16 protein-coding genes and 1 pseudogene are annotated in these 18,596 nt (G+C 42.0%); 6 read left to right on the forward strand and 11 right to left on the reverse strand.

The genetic code is table 11. The features are described 5' to 3' along the window. Positions 1–69 precede the first annotated feature (69 nt). On the forward strand, positions 70–249 hold the full coding sequence (locus QZ998_RS06590) for a hypothetical protein (RefSeq protein WP_296559066.1): 180 nt from the start codon (positions 70–72) through the stop codon (positions 247–249). 259 nt (positions 250–508) lie between these two features. Here the strand turns inward: QZ998_RS06590 and QZ998_RS06595 are convergent, their stop codons facing one another. Further along, a complete protein-coding gene (locus QZ998_RS06595) occupies positions 509–1,342 on the reverse strand; it encodes a tryptophan-rich sensory protein (RefSeq protein WP_296559067.1) in 834 nt (277 codons plus the stop codon). 367 nt (positions 1,343–1,709) lie between these two features. On the opposite strand from QZ998_RS06595, the gene QZ998_RS06600 reads away from it, so the two are divergent. The 4 genes from QZ998_RS06600 to ablB all read left to right on the forward strand — a co-directional run bounded on the left by QZ998_RS06600 (position 1,710) and on the right by ablB (position 6,948). Further along, positions 1,710–2,843: a PucR family transcriptional regulator gene (locus QZ998_RS06600; RefSeq protein ID WP_296559069.1), complete on the forward strand. Its 1,134-nt coding sequence runs from the start codon at positions 1,710–1,712 to the stop codon at positions 2,841–2,843. A gap of 156 nt (positions 2,844–2,999) precedes the next feature. Next, complete coding sequence (locus tag QZ998_RS06605) at positions 3,000–4,250, forward strand: diaminopropionate ammonia-lyase (RefSeq protein WP_296559070.1); 1,251 nt, start codon at positions 3,000–3,002, stop codon at positions 4,248–4,250. A 524-nt stretch (positions 4,251–4,774) separates the two neighbouring features. Then, positions 4,775–6,106 (forward strand): lysine 2,3-aminomutase, encoded by a 1,332-nt coding sequence (gene ablA, locus QZ998_RS06610; protein ID WP_366512404.1) that lies wholly within the window; start codon positions 4,775–4,777, stop codon positions 6,104–6,106. Beyond that, entirely contained in the window at positions 6,103–6,948 is an 846-nt protein-coding gene (gene ablB / locus QZ998_RS06615; protein WP_296559072.1) for a putative beta-lysine N-acetyltransferase, read from the forward strand. Before ablA ends, ablB begins: the two co-directional genes overlap by 4 nt. A 135-nt stretch (positions 6,949–7,083) precedes the next feature. Here ablB and QZ998_RS06620 read toward each other — a convergent pair whose 3' ends face one another. The 6 genes from QZ998_RS06620 to QZ998_RS06645 form a co-directional block, all read right to left on the reverse strand. Continuing rightward, positions 7,084–8,073, reverse strand: a complete 990-nt coding sequence (locus QZ998_RS06620; RefSeq protein WP_296559074.1) for a guanosine polyphosphate pyrophosphohydrolase — start codon at positions 8,071–8,073, stop codon at positions 7,084–7,086. Positions 8,074–8,234: 161 nt separating this feature from the next. Beyond that, on the reverse strand, positions 8,235–9,041 hold the full coding sequence (locus QZ998_RS06625) for a DUF3307 domain-containing protein (protein WP_296559075.1): 807 nt from the start codon (positions 9,039–9,041) through the stop codon (positions 8,235–8,237). Then, positions 9,031–11,202, reverse strand: coding sequence for a SatD family protein (locus QZ998_RS06630; RefSeq protein ID WP_296559076.1), 2,172 nt, complete (start codon positions 11,200–11,202; stop codon positions 9,031–9,033). The genes QZ998_RS06625 and QZ998_RS06630 overlap by 11 nt, the downstream gene beginning before the upstream one ends. Before the next feature lie 331 nt (positions 11,203–11,533). Continuing rightward, positions 11,534–12,094, reverse strand: a complete 561-nt coding sequence (locus QZ998_RS06635) for a hypothetical protein (RefSeq protein WP_296559078.1) — start codon at positions 12,092–12,094, stop codon at positions 11,534–11,536. Positions 12,095–12,123: 29 nt separating this feature from the next. Beyond that, positions 12,124–13,113, reverse strand: a complete 990-nt coding sequence (locus QZ998_RS06640) for a GGDEF domain-containing protein (protein WP_296559083.1) — start codon at positions 13,111–13,113, stop codon at positions 12,124–12,126. Next, a complete protein-coding gene (locus QZ998_RS06645; protein WP_296559085.1) occupies positions 13,106–14,152 on the reverse strand; it encodes a cobalamin-dependent protein in 1,047 nt (348 codons plus the stop codon). Before QZ998_RS06645 ends, QZ998_RS06640 begins: the two co-directional genes overlap by 8 nt. Positions 14,153–14,550: 398 nt before the next feature. Between QZ998_RS06645 and QZ998_RS06650 the strand changes: the two are divergent. Further along, positions 14,551–14,786: pseudogene (locus QZ998_RS06650) on the forward strand (type II toxin-antitoxin system Phd/YefM family antitoxin); the annotation flags it as partial. A gap of 363 nt (positions 14,787–15,149) precedes the next feature. Here the strand turns inward: QZ998_RS06650 and QZ998_RS06655 are convergent. From QZ998_RS06655 to QZ998_RS06670, 4 genes are all read right to left on the reverse strand, one after another. Further along, entirely contained in the window at positions 15,150–15,704 is a 555-nt protein-coding gene (locus QZ998_RS06655; protein ID WP_296559087.1) for a hypothetical protein, read from the reverse strand. 108 nt (positions 15,705–15,812) lie between these two features. Continuing rightward, entirely contained in the window at positions 15,813–16,094 is a 282-nt protein-coding gene (locus QZ998_RS06660; protein ID WP_296559088.1) for a hypothetical protein, read from the reverse strand. Then, entirely contained in the window at positions 16,063–16,656 is a 594-nt protein-coding gene (locus tag QZ998_RS06665) for a hypothetical protein (protein WP_296559090.1), read from the reverse strand. Before QZ998_RS06665 ends, QZ998_RS06660 begins: the two co-directional genes overlap by 32 nt. A 236-nt stretch (positions 16,657–16,892) precedes the next feature. Next, positions 16,893–18,437, reverse strand: a complete 1,545-nt coding sequence (locus QZ998_RS06670) for a helix-turn-helix domain-containing protein (RefSeq protein WP_296559092.1) — start codon at positions 18,435–18,437, stop codon at positions 16,893–16,895. Positions 18,438–18,596 lie beyond the last annotated feature (159 nt).

Raw genomic sequence — 18,596 nt, forward strand, 5'->3', positions numbered from 1 at the left:
AATTTATCAGATCTTCGGGATTGTCGATCTGGTTAAACGCCGGAAAACCTCAGTGAATGAAAGAAGGTAGTGACAGAAAAAAAACGGGGAATGCTGTATTTTTGCGGCCTGCAGACCCTGTTACTCGAAATCCGGGTTAAAGCAAAAACCAAACTCTTCAATGAAAGATTTACCGTAGCGGAGATCCGTGATGACCAAGGGGTCAGACCCTCGCTCGCACCCTGTGCAATTGTCAGTTCGATTTTTTAAATGCTTTAATTCGACTGGTATAAAAACAAAAAAAAACAAGACCGGGAATCGACTTCCTTGTCTTGTGTATGGATGCTATTATAGCACAACTAAAGCGAATGACAATGGCTAGACAGCCCAATATTCTGGCAATACTTTGTGCTGATTAAACAAGGTCCTGCCCGCGCCGCCAGTTTAATTTAAAAAAGCCCGCTTTTCAGCGCTTTTGCAGCGCTAGAAAGCGGGCTTGCTGATTGCTGGTAAATTTCTCTCACCGGTGTTAGATTTCTGCTGAGCTACTGCTAAAATCAGCTGCATCAACCCATTCGGCAAGAGCCACCGGCATCAGCCGAAAAGCATTTAAATATAACTGAATCCCAGTTATGACCAGCAGCAGCACAATCCCCACCAGGGCAGCGATCGCCAGTGATGGGTAGGCGCCCTGAAAACCTTCGACCGCGTTTAAAGACTGGTAAATACCAAAATAACCCCAGGCAACCGGAAGCGGTAGAATCGCATTTTTAGTGACCCGGGTGACGACCACCGTCACAACCACCGCGACCATCAGGATAATAATGCCCCAATACTCGGCAGCCAGGCCAAAACCCTGCCAGTTGACACTAACCAGCCAGGAGGAGATATTGACCACGGTGGCAATGAGCAGCCACCCGGTGTACATCCCAAAGGCCGCCGGCAACAGCCACTGCTTGCCCGTCTGGATTGTCCCTAGCTGTAAGATTAGCAGGGTCAGGGTAATCGCAAAAGCCAGGATCACAAGCGCCGATATCCCAATTAAGGTATAGGAAAAGCAGATAATCCAGAGCATATTCAAGCCACTGGTCAGCCAGAACAGATAACTGATCTTATCAATCGCCTGGCCATAATAGGGATCCTTGTTTTTAATAATCATCACCACCGCAGCACCGATTAACAGGGCATAAATTAAACTCCAGATACTGAAGGTTGATGGTGCCGGTGTGATCAGGGTCATATAGCGGTCTGATAAGTCCCGTTGGGACAGGCCATTAAAGAAGCCGAATGCACCAAAACTGTTGACTACCAGGGTGCCAATTAATAGGATCAAGCCGATCCATGATTTTGTAAGTCGATTCATTGTCTTCACCTCTTCTGTTTCTATTTTATCTTAGATGCATTGTTTTGTACCCCTTTTTTTTGAAAAAATCCAATTAAATTAATATTTTTTTGATCCGATTGCAAATATTGTCATGACAGCACAGCTGCATACCGGTGATCTATAACAGACAGCCTGATTATTTAGTCGCCCTTGTGCTGGACAGACAATCAGCCATTTAGTATACTATAAGAAACCGTTTTAAAAATTTTATCCAGATAAATTCAGGTCCTATTAATTCAGGACCTATTCATTCTAGTCCTATTAATTCAGACCCTATTCATTCAGGTTTTATAAATTCAATGCCCAGCGTTGCTTGTTTTTATCACCTTTCAAACGAGGTATTTTTATGTCGATTATCCTAGCTGATTTATTTTATGCCACCAAAAACACCTACCAGCTGCAGCTGGTCGCCGGCGCAGCTGGCCTGAGCACCGCCATCGATTGGGTGCAGTTTACCGAGGACATCGCCACCACCAGTTTTCTAAAAGGCGGCGAGCTGATCATCACCACCGGCATGAGTGCCGATTCAAACAGCTGGCTCGATGATTTTATCACCCGCCTGATCGATCAAAAAACCGCCGGGCTGATTATCAATACCGGCCACTATCTGTTTGAGGAGGCCATTTCCGAGGCTCTTATCACTTTGTGCAACCGCCATCAATTTCCGCTTTTTACGATGCCCTGGAAAATCCATTTGGCCACGATCATGCAAGATTACTGCAACCGCATCTTTACCCAATCCTATCAGCAAGACCGCACCACGATGGCCTTTCAGCGGCTGCTGCTACACCCCGATGATCCCGAAACCAGCCTCGATACCCTGACTAGCCTCGGCTACGAGACCGACCTTCCCTATCTGGTATTGGTCTGTCAGGGCTCGGCCGTGCCGGCGCGACTGGTCCAGCAATTTAGCACGATCGGCACCCGAACCTATCACTTGCGACTGCGCGAGGCTGATCTTGTTATTTTTCAAAACCCTAGTCTGAGCGCCCTCGATCAGGCCATATCCAGCTTTGATGGCTTGGCTTTGCCGCAGCCAAAGGCGCCTCTTTACTTTGGCAGCGGTGATCCGGCCGCTTCCCTGGTCACCCTTCACCACAGCTACCAACAGGCGCTTTTTGCCCTGAAAGTAGCCCAAGCCCAGCAGCGCCGCTATCTCAATTTTAATGATCTGGGACTCTTTAAGCTCTTTTTTGCGGTTCCCGACAAGGCAGTCTTAGCAGCACTGGCAAACGACAGTCTGAGCCTGCTAGCCGCTCATAATCAAAAGGGGCAGTCCCCCCTGATCGATACCCTGCGGCTTTACCTTGAGCATGACGGCAGCATCCAGGCGGTCGCCGAGGCCGCCTTTAGCCATCGCAACACGATCAACTACCGGATGAAAAAAATCCGCCAGCTCTTAAACATCGATCTGATCACCCCAGAAGAAAAATTCAAGTTACAACTGGCATTTTTGATTAAAGATTATCTGGAACTATGATATCACTTGCTGTTATCACTTATGTGATCGTTCGATTTTATCATTCGATGATTAAAAACAGCCGTTCGTCACGGCGTTTTGACCAAAATATTTTTAACTGGCCGAACAGTTTTTGTAGCGTTCGCTGGCACATCACTTAATTTAAAGGAGACCCATATGAAATCACCGATCACCATCATTCCCGGCTCAGCCCCAAGTCAGTCCTTAGCCAATAACTTAACCGATAACATAACCAATAACTTAAATAAAAACTTACCCCCAATGCTGTCGCCGGCGACGCTGGCCGATGTTCGCCACTTCCATCAATCGCTGCCCCACTACCAGCCAACGCCGCTGCTGGCGCTGCCTGACCTGGCCGATAAACTGGGGGTTGCGGGCATTTTTGTCAAGGATGAATCGCACCGCTTTGGTCTGGGCGCCTTCAAAGGTCTGGGCGCCGCCTATGCCATGGCGACCATTATTGGCCGCTATTTAAAGCTGGCCGATGGCAATCTCGATTATCATTTTCTGAGCACTCCAGCGATTAAAAAACAGCTTAAGCAGCTGGTCTTTATCACCGCTACCGATGGCAACCACGGCAAGGGCGTGGCCTGGGCGGCCGCCCTCTTTGGCGCTCAGGCGATCGTGCTGATGCCCAAGGGCTCAAAGCCCTGCCGCGCTGAGGCGATCCGGGCAATTAATCAAACCACGGTGACCATCACTGACTTAAATTACGATGATGCCGTCCGCCGCGCCGCCGCGCTAGCCGATCAACACGGCTATATCCTGATTCAGGACACTGGCTTTGACGGCTATCAGGAGATCCCCAACGCCATTACCCGCGGCTATACCACGATGGCCGCCGAAGCGCTCGACCAACTCACCGATCTCGGCATTTCCAAGCCCAGCCATGTTTTTCTCCAGGCCGGGGTCGGCTCAATGGCTGGCGGTGTACTGGGCTATCTGGCTCATTATTACCAGCAAAACCCACCACTCACCACGATTGTCGAACCCGACACAGTCGCCTGTATCTTCAAATCGGCCGACCAGGGCAATGGCCAACCACTCGCGATTGGCGGCAACCCGGAAACGATTATGGCCGGTTTAAACTGCGGCGAACCCAACCCCCTGACCTGGCCAATCCTGCGCGACTATGCCAGCTTTTACGCCAGCTGCCCGGACTGGGTCACGGAGCTGGGGATGCAGACCCTAGCTCATCCGCGCGGCTTAGACCCGGCGATTGTCTCCGGCGAATCCGGCGCGGTCGGCCTGGGTCTGCTGGTGTCATTGTGTCAAGACCAACACCTGGCTGCCTTAAAACAGCAGCTAAAGCTTAATCACACGTCAACCATCCTGCTTTTTAGCACCGAAGGCAATACCGATCCAGCTGGCTATGACGCGATTATCAAGCGTGCTGATTTAGGATAAAAAGATCCACGATATCCTTCAGCCGTGCTTTCTTATAGCCTTGTCATTAACAAAGATCAAGACCTGATAAACAGCCGCATTTTTTTTAGAAAATTAAATGCCTAAACTTTTTTTGACAACAGTGAGATTTTTTGTTATTATGTTAACATCATCAAACAAACATTATGTGAAGTATATGTATTGAGTAATTCAATTTGTGAGCTTGTTTACGTATTTATCTGAATGTGGAAATAAGTAAGCTTATTATTAAACCAATGAAATTTACATGGAAAAACATCCTGGATGGAACTGGGGCTTGTATAGGATCATCATGGTCATATACTATACTATTCTGCCTGATATTTGTTGGGCATTAAGAATGGTATAAGGTGAGTTATCTTTAGCGAAACCTAGGCACTCTAACTCTGTGAAGACAGCGTTAGAGTGCCTTTTTTTATGGTTTTTTCCCAGCCACAAAGAAACTCTCAAATTGCCTATCCCTTCACCTGCCTTGTTTTTATTATGAATCTGAAAGGAACCGTAACATGCAAGAAGCAATCAAATTAACACAGAAACATTTGAATACTGACCAATCCTCAGACTATTTAATGGATAAATGGACTGACTGGCGTTGGCAATTAAACCATACCATTCGTACCGTCGAAACGGTTGAAAAAATTATGGGGATTCAATTTCCCGATCAACAGAAACAAGAAATTAAAAAAACCATTGAAAAATTTCCGATGGCGATTACACCCTACTATCTGTCATTAATCGATGACGATGATTATCAAAACGATCCGGTTTTTAGACAAAGTTTTCCCAGTATTGATGAGTTAATGATCACATCGATTGACATGGAAGATCCCCTTCACGAGGACAAAGATAGCCCCGTCCAAGGGATTACCCATCGTTATCCAGATCGGGTACTGTTTCACGTCAGTAATGTCTGCGCCATGTATTGCCGCCATTGCACCCGCAAAAGAAAGGTTGGCGATGCGGATTCAGTGCCGTCTGAAGCGATGATTTTAGCCGGGGTCGACTATATCAAAAATACCCCGACTGTCCGCGATGTGCTGCTTTCTGGCGGCGATCCATTCCTGCTATCAGACGAAAAGCTCGATTATATTCTCGGACTGATTACCGCCATTCCCCATGTTGAAGTAATTCGGATTGGCTCCCGTACGCCGGTGGTGCTACCCTATCGGATTACTGACAAACTCGTCAACGTGCTCCGTAAATACGACAACCTGTGGATCAACACCCACTACAATCATCCCCGCGAAATTACCAAAACCTCGATTGCCGCATTAAAAAAACTATCCAGTGCGGGAATTCCCTTAGGCAATCAATCGGTTTTATTAAAAGATGTCAATGACTGTCCCCAGATTATGAAAAAACTGGTTCATAAATTAGTCGCGAATCGGGTTCGTCCCTACTATCTCTATCAATGTGATTTATCAGAAGGGCTTGAACATTTTCGAACCAACGTAGGCAAGGGTATTGAAATCGTCGAGAGTTTACGCGGTCATACCAGTGGTTTTGCCATTCCCACCTATGTGATTGATGCCCCCGGTGGTGGCGGTAAAATTCCGGTGATGCCAAACTACCTCATTTCCTGGTCGACCAATAAGGTCATCCTAAGAAACTATGAAGGCGTCATCACCACCTATCAGATGCCTGATAACTATGAACACACGGCCTGCGACTTAGACTGTAAAAATTGCAATCTGCAATTAAAATTAAATAGTGAGGAAAGTAACCGTAAACCGATTGGTATCTCTAAACTGCTTTGCGATTATGAAGAAACGATTACCCTGATTCCGGAAAATCTTGAACGTGACCAAAGAAATCTGATTGACGAGGTCGTCGTATGACCGATATCATTGAAACTTATGGCAAGAGTCTTATCCAGCACGGGAAAAACAGCGATCGCATCTATTTGATGAAATGTGATACTGCGGCACCCGACCAAATCATCACCGATATGAACCAATTAGCACATGCTAAAAATTATTCAAAAATTGTTGCTAAAATTCCCGAATCGCTCGATCCAATCTTTAAAGCCAATGGTTATCAGGAAGAAGCCGAAATCCCAAGTTTTTATCGCGGCAAAGAAAGCTGTAAGATGCTGGTCAAATACCTCTGTCCAAAAAGAAAAAATCTTGCCAACGAGATTAAATTAAAGCAAATTCTTACTTACGCTATTGCCAATAAAGACAATCCGGTCACTAAAACCCTGCCCCCTCAATACCAGATCAGACGATTACTCGAATCCGACATTCCTTTACTCGCCCAGCTATACAACAAGGTATTTAAAAGCTATCCCTTTCCTATTTTTGAGGCCAGCTATCTGCGTGAAACGATGGCCGACCAGGTTTTATACTTTGGCGTATTTCTCAGTGGTCATCTGGTTGCCGCATCTTCTAGTGAAATGGACCCCGATAATTTGAATGCTGAGATGACTGATTTTGCGGTGTTGCCCAAGTATCGTGGTCAACAGCTGGCCCTTCATCTCCTCCATGACATGGAAAAATATATGACGCGTAGCGGCTTCTGCCTGCTCTATACGATTGCCCGCGCCTCTTCCTTTGGAATGAATACCACCTTTGCCCGCGCTAATTATCAATATGGTGGTACCCTGATTAATAATACCCAGATTTCCGGCTCAATTGAATCGATGAATATCTGGTACAAAGAACTGGCCAACGTTCAATAGACTTTAATAAGCATTCGGTGCGTTAAACCTGCCCAAGCCGCCAACAAGCCCTTGATTGCTTTGACAGTCAAGGGCTTGTTCTGATCGACCAATTTATGACTATTCTTTGTTTTATATATCCGACTTCATAAGATATTAATCAATCAGATCATTTTGGAATCTGGAAAGATGTTCATAGGGAAGAATCAGTCTGCCGCGAAAGAGGCCGCAACCATCGTTGATCAGCGAATTATCCATGGCTGAAAACATATTGACATCCAATTTTGATAAATCAAGCTGCTGCAAGCGGATCCCTCTTTCATAGGCATTATCAAAATAAATATTTTCCCCTTGGGGAATGGCCTCTCGTCTGGCTCTTTCACTTTCCTGCCGTTTTTCATAACCTAAATGATTGGCCGGACCAATCTCTGCAAAATCGTCCATTTCTTTGGTGCGAAGCTGGACTTCCACATAACAACGGGCAATGTTATCATAAAATGTGATATGGAGCGACCGATAGCCATTCGGCTCTGCATCGGCAATATAATCCCGATAATAGGGGCTGACATGCTCTTTTAATAAGGCCGATTTTTTCTGACGCTTTAAGGAAGATGGTTCGGCGGTAAAGCCCCGTTCCTCTAGAAAACCAGGCAACTGGTTGGCGACATCATAGAGATATTTTAATTCTTCTTCGGCGCAAATCTGCCCTGCTTTTAAATGACATTTAGGTAACGAAATCACAATTCGGTATGCAATCAGGTCGCGAAAACAATTTAATGCCTTTTTTAGTTCCGGCAGAGACGGGTAAAGACCGTGTTTTATATAATGCTCATAAATACATTCGACAATGTAGCCATTAAATTTTGATTCGGCGCGGATCAGCGATTTAATTCGTCCCTTAAAGGTAAAAGCCAGAAAGGGATAGTCGTTGGCCATCAGTTTATAAAATTCGCGAATCCGCTGCGACTGCGAAGTCAGGAAATCATTATGCTGCAACAGTTCAGCAATTTGCAGCAGAAAATTACAGTGCCAAAGATCAACCTGATTATCGGAATCTTTGGCCGACTGTTTCAAATCATCAGAATAGCGCTGTAAAATCTTCAGCACGGTATCGCCGGCGTATAAGTAGTCATTTAGTTTTTTCACAGATGGATATTCCTTTCCAAAGTGCTGATAATGTATAATAATTATGTAATATGAACGTCGATTATGCATTTTAATACTTTCAGCTTCCACTACTTTTGAACTAGTGGAAGCGTGTCACTTTAACCAAAAGGTTCGAACATTTACTGATTGCGTTTTTCTGATTAAATTGGTTGAATGCTTAACACTGCAGCAATTGCTATCAATAAACTCAACAGGGTTCCAACAAGATAATACTCCGCAAATGACGGGTCTTTAACAATTTTATCGTATCGCGTCAGTGATTTTGCTGCAAAGATTATTCCAACAGCGGCATATTGATTCAGCATCACCAGTATAACAACAAGTATCCTCTCCAGGATACCAATAAGTTTTCCCGCATTTTTATATTCTGTTTCTTCTATACCCTCTTTACCAGTATCAGTTCCATTGGTCATGATATTTCCACGAATCTTTTCTTTATTGTTAATTTCTCTTATTATGATATTCCCTGGCTTACCAATCAATAAAAACACAAAAACAATGCGCAGGAGTATCGAAGATGTCATAATCATTCCCAGTGTCTGATAAAAAGACAGGAGATTTTGACCGAATTGATTTAATGCAATCGTACTATCATTTGCATAAATGCATGCAAATATGATGACAATTGCTATGTGTGCGATTTGATCAACGAGAAAAATATTCCGGGTGATAAAACTCTCCGAATTCCTTTTAAACTGAATTTTTACTTTTAATAAGTCGATAAAAAAATGACTGATGACAACAGGCAAATAAACATAAATGAAAATATCTGAATTCAGAACAGGTGAAATCGCTACTAATAGTACCAATGCATAAATCAAAGCATGTTTGTATAAAATGTTCCGTTCTTCTTTTTTTCCATTTGCCATTTCTTCTGTCTGCAAATAAAAATCACCAATGAGGTGGCCACATACTAAAAGCCAGAACAAGTTATTCTCAATCATCATTGTCATTGCTCCTGTCTCTGTTAGTTGTGTTAGACATCAAACTTAAATACTTTTCTGCAGCTGTCGTATTATTTTGCATCTGATAGATATATGCCATCTTCTGATAAATATTTTCCGCTTTTAATTGATCTTTTAATTCGTATACAGCCAATGCCTTCTGATAGTATTCAAGTGCTTTGTTAAATTCCTTTTCTGCCAAAAACAGATTGCCGATATTTTTATAACTACCTGCTGTAGCAGGATGATTTTTCCCCAACGATTTTTCGCGAATTTCTAGGGATTTGAAATAATATTCCAACGCTCGCGCATAATCCTTTTTGATCGATAAAACAGTGCCAATATTATTATAGCTATCCCCTGTGTCCGGATGGTCAGCCCCAAAAATTCGCTCTCTTATTTCCAAGGACTTTCCATAATACTCAAGTGCTTTATCATCTTCGCCTAATTTCCAATATATGATTCCCATATTATTGTAAATCGCTGACGTGATTTTGTCATTTAGTTTAAAGTCATCAATATTATTATTCAACGACTTCTGATAAAATTCAAGTGCACGATTATATTGCTTCATAGATGAATAGACGTCACCCAGACTAATAGTTGTTGATTGAGTATCAGCATGATTCACTCCCAACACCTTTTGCCTAATTTTGAGGGCTTGTTCATAATTCTTAATTGCTATGTCATATTTACTCATTGCCTGATAGACATTTCCCAAGCCGTGATAAATAGCCGCTGTTTCAATGTGTTCAAAACCCAATTGTTTTTCTTTTATTGCCAATGCTTTTAGATAATACACCAGCGCTTCCTTGAAATTATGCTCTTGATAATACAGATTACCCAATCCATTATAAACATTAGCTGTCTCAGAATCTTTGATCCCAAAATATTTCTCTCTTATTGCCAATGCTCTTTTAAAATAATTCAGGGATTGTTGGTACTTACTTTTTTCCAAAAAGAGATTGCCTAAGCTATAGTAGGTAGAAGCCAGATCAGGATGTTCAGGTCCCAATACTTTTTCTTTTACCTGTATTGCTTTTTGATAATATTCAAGGCTTCTGTCTTGATCTCCTATTATTGAATATAGGTTTCCTAAATTATTGTAGGTCGTTCCAATTCCAATTTGAAGACTTTCAGGCTTCTTTGCTAATATTACTAAAGCCATTTGATAGTATTCCAACGCATCATTATATTGACCTTTGGTAAGATAGACATTACCGATGCTATTAAAAATAAAAGCTGCCACGGGATGATCCTGTCCGAATATTTTTTCGTTTATTTTAAGTGCATTTTGAAAATTTTCTAGAGCTTCATCAAACTTCCCCATCTTATAGTAAACATTTCCAATACTCTCAAAATTAGTAGCAATTTCGGGATGATCCTGTCCAATTTTTTCGACTCTAATGTTCATTGCTTTTTTGAAATTGTCTAAGGCAGCTTCATAATCGTTTTGCAGCATTAAATAATTACCCGTATTAAAATAACTCATCGCCTGATTAATCTTGTCCCCTTCAAAATTAAAATCATATTCATTGCGTAAATATTCCTGTAATGAATCGATAATCTTACGGTAGTCGTCATAATGCCCCGCTTTGAGGTGCCTGGTTATCGTTGAGGGATTTAACCCCAATTCCTCAGCAATTAGATTTTGCTGACCTTCCGTTCCATCCATTTTCCAAGCTACTTCTTTTTGTTTTTCAGTCCAACCACTCATAATTAAATCAACTGCAACACATAAAGAATTAATCAGATCCTGATCGTTTTTTCCAGTTTTATAATGGACTGGAAAAGACTTTCTGATTTTATTATCCTTTACTTTTTCAATTCCTTCACGCGCAAAATAATATGCGGGACCATCCGCTCCGATTGCTTTATCCGGATTTATTTTTGTATAAATATCGCTGATCCCTACTCCAAAGCGTATTGGATGTGGATATAACTCTTTTGTGATCAGTTCAATGATGACAATCGATAACGAAGGCGCACTTAATAAACCTTGAAATTCATCTCCTAGCGTGATCGTAAATTTCGAGACAATACTTTCCCTAAAATCGTTATTGATGCGTTCCAATAAGGTCTCTAACTTTTCTTGAACACTCTTTCGTTCTAATTGATTGATCGATTTCGATTTTATTAAATCACCTATAATTGCACAGTACATATATTACCTTCTTCATATTTTAATCATCATAACACTTAATATATGCAATTTCAATACATTTGCGTATATTAGTGCAATATTTTTGAAATTGCACTAATATACTGTATGTCGATAGTTTCTTAAACATAGTTCGAATTTCGATAAATTTTCAAAGGTTCCAAAAGAACTGGTTAATGATGCTGCGTGTGATTCTGATCAAAATGGCTGGCCGCCTCTTCCGTTCCGGACGATCCACCTGGCCGAATCTTAGTTCCATTTTTCGATATTTGGATCGGTTTCACGACCTGCTTGTTATTCTAGAATAACAACCTGAGAACCGATATCCGATCCCTTAGAAAAGTTTATCATAGATTGTCGGTTCGTAAAATCCGGCCACCTTCTCGCCATCTCTCTCCAACACTTCTTTGACAAATAGTTTATCGCGAACGACCCGTAAACTAAATTTAAACAGCGTATCGGCAGCAAACCGGCTGATATTTTCACCGAAGAATTCACCATTTGATTCCATTAATGCTAACGGTTCAAATCGCGGTGAGACCACTAAGTCGCGATAATCGATCTGCAATTGCTCATTTGTATTAGTAAATACTTCCCGTTCAATATCCGCCGGTATCTCATAGGACGTTAGCTTAATGCTATTTTCACACGCCACTTGATATAAAAACAAATAGTGCTTTTCAATTTTTTGATCGCCCAAGTCAAAATAACTTTCCTCAATCACAAATTGACCGGTAAAATTTAGTGGTAAATTTATCGTCTTATCATTACATCTGCCAATGATATGTTTTGCGTAGGGATGAATCCGCTTGCCAAGCTCTTCTTCTTTCTGACATTGTGCACGATTATCAAAATTACCGCAGAGAAATTCCATAAAACGGTTAAAATCAATCATCAATCTTACCTCCATTTAAATCGATCAATTTAAGTTTTTACTTGGCTTAGACTTTTTTTCATCTTCAGTTTTTCTGCATACATCAATTCATCTGCTAACTTCAGATAGTCCGTCAAATCATCGTCAGCTTGATCCGGCATAATTTCAACAATCCCGATAGCCAACGAGGTGCCTCGATCAGCCTTGCCATATTCACAGCGCAACCGCGCCATAATCACATCTGCCATCTGTGAATTACATTGCTCCAAGATCACCAGAAACTCGTCGCCGCCCAGTCGAAACACCGTATCCTGTCCTTTTCTGACAACCTTCTCGAAGCATTCGGCAAGATACTGTAAAAGGTGATCACCTTCGTCATGACCCAAGCTATCATTGACTGTTTTAAAACCATTGACATCAATCATGACCAGACAGAGACCGATCAGTGACCTTTTTGATCTGGCCACGATCTGGGGGCTTTCCAGATAAAAATACCGTCGGTTGAAAAGACCGGTTAAGGAATCATGGACAGAAATTTCCTTTAACTTATCATTCAAAACCGCGAATTCGATATTTTTCTTTTGCAGTTCTCTTTTGGCATTGGACAATTCGCTATTCATTCGCGAAATCTCATCAAACAGCGATGACTCATTCTGGAGCTTATCCTTATAAAGCTGTCGGACGCTGTTTGTCAAGCGGCTGTTAATTCGAGACATTTCCTCATAAAACGACACCAGATTTTCAGTTTCGATGCCGATAACCAGCATCGTTTCATCATCGACGATACTGACAAGACACGAATAACTCATAAACTCAATTTTTGCCACCAATCCCTTCAGATAAAAGCCATTACTGCCAAAAGCTTTATTAGCGATTATTTCCTCCCAGTCTTTGACACTTTCAGCCAGCAGAAAAGCCGAAAAATCATGTCCCTCTTTAATCATCGCCGGAACACCGGTGACACTGAGCACTTTTTTTACGATCGCATTGTTATCGCATAAAAGGACAAAACTGTTTTCATAGGGTTCTGTTCTAGACACGTTCGTTTACCAGCCGCTGTGCCAGCTTAACGGCGCCGACTGCATCAACACTATGGCCATCGGCGCCAACTCTTACCCACAGGCCTGGATCCATATTAAAGGGTCGTCCGCCGACAATAATTTTTGTTCCCGAGGTCTTTACCTTGATCGCTTTAATTATTTCGATGCACTGGGGCACGCGGTGAGCCGTCGTTGCTGAAAGTGCCAACACCTGGGGTTTTATCCGTTCAAGTTCACCAATTATACTTTCAAGGGGAACGTTCGCCCCCAAATAATAGGAATCCCAGTTGTTCATTTCAAAGATATCGCAGACCATTCTAATGCCAATTTCATGTAATTCATCACCAACGCAGACACCCATCATTTTAACTGTTTTTAACTCTTTGGTAAATATTTTTTCATAAAGCATCGACATGATATATTGAGTCACAACCGTAGCGAAATGTTCCTGGCCAACATTAATACGCTGACTTTGCCACAAGCGTCCAATTTCATAGAGGACATTCGTAAATATTTTAATATAGAGATCTTCGATACTGACATTTTCTCGATTGACCGCACTCAGAATAAGCTCGACCGCATCATTTCGCCGTGCTTCAATGAGTGCCAGCAGGTAGGTTTGGGCATAGTCCCGATACTCCCCGCAATTCTCCAAAAACGACTGCTCGGCCTGACCCTCCGGATTAACCACTGCGATCGCAGCAAATACGTATGTTCTGACCATTTCGCCGACGTCTTCCGCAAAGTATTCCTCGATATAGTCAACGAGAAGCGTAAGATGATCAATCAATAAGCTTTGATCAAACCCATACCCTTTTAGCACGTCATTTAGCCAAACAATATATCCATTAAAGGTAATCTGACTTTCTAACTCAATCGCATCGGCCAGCTGTCTAATATTTTCTGTCGCATCCCTGATTGAAACTTGCCGTCTTGATTCAGAAAAATTTAAACCCCTTAACTGCTGATCAACAATGTGCTCGGCAATCAAGTCTTGATTCGCTCTGAGACTCCTTAGTGTGCTTTCTTTACTTGTCATTTTCGCAAACCTCCTATTTTGATATCATTTTTATTGAAGTCTTTTCTAATTTGAAATATGGTTTGGTAATTAACTATAACAATCTAAACCGATCTCCTTGCTATAGGTGAATCGCCGCCAGGGTTCTTTCTAATGGTATAATTTCATCCCTGATTATTGAGCTGAACACACAGCAATTCAAAATAACGTTGATCTTAGTTTATCTTATTACCCTTAAAATGACCAGTCTAAACCACCAGACCATATATCCCATTGAAATCGCGACTTTTCACGCCTTTCCCTGACCCCATTGCGTTTGCAACACGTTTTTAAGATGTAAATAACCCGCTGGCTATTTTTATTGTTAATCTAAAGAAATTCTGGATAATATCTTGAGATTAACTAAGGAGGATTGTCAAATGCCTAATATCAAATCCAGTACAGATCTAAGAAATAATTACAACGAAATCTCTAAATTCTGCAACGAACACGAAGAACTATCTTCATCACTAAGAATGGTCAGGGGGACTTGGTGTCATGAGCATCGAAGCTTACCAAATGTTAAACGGCAAGCTTGAACTTTATCATGCCCTTGATCAAGGTCGAGCCGCCATTAAAGCTGAAAAAACGTCCACTGACTGATGTCATGAATGAAGAACCTACGACAAGAGATAAATCAATAGCAACCTATAGCATTGAGATCTCAGAGCCAGCCGAAAACGACCTGCGTGATATGATCCTGTACATATCTTCACAATTGTCATCGCCAATGACGGCCATGAGAAAGTTATAATCGGCAAAATTTTCGGCAACGCTATATTTTCAGCAAATAAAAAAGCTCTGAAACCCTCATATATAGGCGGTTTCAGAGCTTTACTTGTAAATTTGTCTAAGAACGCAAAAAATAATACAATTTAGCGTTTATTGAATTACGCTAAATTGTATTATTACGCTAAAAAGTATTTGATAAAAAACAAAGGGTCTGATTATTTTCCAGCGCTCACGTTCTTCAGTTTAATTAAAAGTTAGGACGTGGTATTTTCTCCACATCAAAGGTTTCGTTTCTCAGTTCTTCATTGTAGTAAGGGAATCGTGCCACCGTTGCCCGAATCTCTTTCTGTGGTCCGCCATTGTTTCCCCATAACACGACCAATTCTTGACCTTCTACAGCCAGCTCTTTGCTGATGAAAGCCAACGAGATTTCTTTGCGGTGATAATAGTCATGAATTCTTCCGGATGCCCGGCCCACCATTTTGCCATCAAGCAGTACCTTGCTGACAACAAAACGTGGCAAATCAACGGTATCACCGGCTTCATCAATAGCCTCGTAAGGTTCCACTGCGGTTCCGCGGAACTGGGAAGCAAAAACATCCCCTATATCCTCGGCATTCCATTCCAGGGTCACTACGGTGTTCGGAGGATTTTTGCCAATGGCTTCCAATGCTTCCTTCCCAATAAAATCATGTTCCCAGTTGATCAGGTAGTCCCACCCGATATCATCAGGAGTGACAAAATAGTTTTCTTCATCATCGTTACCGCTGCCGACAAAAAACTTATTGTTGTAAATTGGCATGTTTTCGAAAAATTCGGCCATGCCGGTATCGGTAGTGAAGAAAGGATACCAGTAATGGATAAACTGATTGGGATACCCCCCTGGGTATGATTGAAGGTATAGTTTTTGTTACCCAGACATTTGAGACCAAAAAGCCTGTCCGGTTTCTTTAATAGTTTCAAAGATCATATCTGCGTGCTCTATGGCACCATGAACTTCATATCCCAGACAGCCGGACATTCCCAGACGGACAATGGTCATTTCGGTGCCTTTTACATGAACCACCTTTTTACCGGCGAATTTGATGTCATGCAGATCACACTGACAAACCGTTTCCATTATTTCAAGGGACTTTGGCCCATCAATCTGATAAAAGTATTCATCCTGGACATAAACTCCGGTGACATCCATTTCCTGAGACTGAACATAATAATCCAGAACCGGTGCCAGCCAGCGGATAACCGGGGATCTCGATTTTTTCCCATATCGTGCCAGCTGCTGAATTCAGAAAACTGCTAGCTGTGGCAATCACTGTCAGGCTGTTGTCAAAAAGAGCAATCGGATTATCCAGATTTTCGGCCGCAATTTTTAAAAATTCTTCAATCCCGGCATTTTCAAGAATTGCGGTCAGCATTCGCTGATCCCAGTGATTATAAGCATTATAAACATCAAAGAGTTTTTGCATGACGGTTTCACGATCAATATTGCCAGAAATTTGCACCAGGGTATCCATTTGTTCGAGTTTAAATGAAGATAGTTCATCCCCGATTACAATCAGGTTAGCGGGAAAACCGGTTCGGCGATTTAAAAAGGACGTCGCTTCGGCAATGTAGAGTGTCTTGTTATCTGTTTCAGTAAGTGTATCCTGAAAAAAATGAACCTGGCGAAATTTTGTTTTAGTTGAAAGGGCTTTTAAGAGTACCGGTTCAAGCGTTTCCAATTCATCCAACAAAATACTTAATGCTAGTTCCAATTGTTTTTCCTGCCTTCTTTAAATTTGATTAATACACATTTAACACTATTTTATCGGTACCTTATGACAACGTCAAGATATTCATAACTGAATGGTGAGTGAGGAATAAGCACTTAAACTATGAAAAGTATAACCTAACAAGAAAGTATCACTTATTTCAAATATAAATTAAAGACGGTGGAGTTCAATACAAATTTTCGAAATAAATATGTTAAACTTTTGTAGCGCTGTGGATTTTACCGCTTCCTCATCTCAAACGTTAGTTGCAGATGCAAAAATGTCTGGTAATGATCCAACTCCACACCCATAACTTCTTCCATTTTCGTCAACCGATATTGCAGGGAGCTGCGATGCAGATGCAATTCTTTGGCGGTCTGGGCCTGGGAACGACCGTTTTTCATATAACAGTAAAGGGTTTCCAACAGATTGGCACCTTTTTTTTGATCATACCGCTGCAGTCTAGCAAGGGCGGGATGACCAAGCGCCTCACTGTTTTCCAGATTCGCCAGCACATCCATCAAATGGACAAAGCGGTAACGGTCATATAAAAAGATCACATCCTCCCGTTCCGATTTCAGTCCCAATTCGATTGCCGTCAGTGCTTCCTGATATGATTTTCGGATCTGTTTAATATCAGAGCCGTCATCACTGATTCCAAGAACTAGTTGTGTATCCTGGAGCCATTTTTCAATTTCGGACAAACCCTGTCCGCTAAACTGGCTGCTGCTTTCGTTGGCCAGCATGACAATATTATTCTGATGAATAATACAAATGGTGTTTTTGACCAGACTGATGATTTTTTTCCTTAAAAATGTCAGCTCATAGCGATTGCGATTGTCATGCCGGGACTTTAACACCAATATAAAAAAATTTTCCGGAAAATCAATATCGACATAATTGACGACTTTTCTCAGCTCATTTTCGGAATGGCGATTACCGGATAAAATTTCGGCAAACAGGTAGCCCAGTTTGACCCCTTCATTGCTGATTAAGGTCAGATTTTTCTGTATTTCCATGATCAGGAGGTCACTGAAAAATTCAATGGTTGCTTTTGTGCCGATTGAAAACGGGCGCTCGGTTTCAAAAACGGTCACCAGACCTATTTTTTTATTGCGGCTGGCTAAATTCATGGTGCAAAAGGAGTGCGGATAAAGCGCATTGCCAGAAAAGAAAACCGGTTCATGCTGATGCTCTGTTTTTTGCACCAGATCTTTCATATAATAAAAATCATTGACCGAGCTGGAAATATAACCATCCTCGATGCCATTTTCAACAATATGCCGCCACTGATCCGGCTGCTCCAGGACGCAGTCGGTTCGGGCCAACACCTTGAAATCCGCATCGGCCACATAAAGCGGATTGCCGAGAATCGGAGTCATCGCGTTGATGATTTCAGCCAACCCTCTGTTGTCGGTGATCCGCCTGATCATTTCAGTATAGATCTGGTGATATTCGCTGATGATGTCGGCGATTTTTTCCAATAATACCTCAATATCACAATCTGAATGGATCAGCGCCAGATCAATGTTATGAACCTTGTTATTTTCAAACTGAAGGGACGAATCGGCCAGGCAAATCAGTTGGGATGGCAGATGACGCGAATCAATCTGTTGCATTACGGCTGCTGATCCCAGATATAAGACCTCTTTCTTATACCCCTGTTCCGAGGATTTGAGCAACCGGACGCTGGAAAACCCCAGCTGATCGCCAGCGGCACCCTCAACGTACTCAAAGTTATCGTCATTTAATTGATCCAGAATCATGGGAATTTTGATTTTCATTTTTATAACCATTCTGGCATAATGACAATCTCCTTCAATTTTTATAGATAACTAAATTTTATAACAAGAACGTCATCGCAGCATCACACCAATGGCTGAAAATGCGGGCCGGAATTAAAGTATAAACATTTGTTTGAGCCAGAGTGATGTTGCAGGTTG

This window comes from uncultured Acetobacterium sp. (assembly GCF_927416815.1).
Taxonomy (GTDB): domain Bacteria; phylum Bacillota; class Clostridia; order Eubacteriales; family Eubacteriaceae; genus Acetobacterium.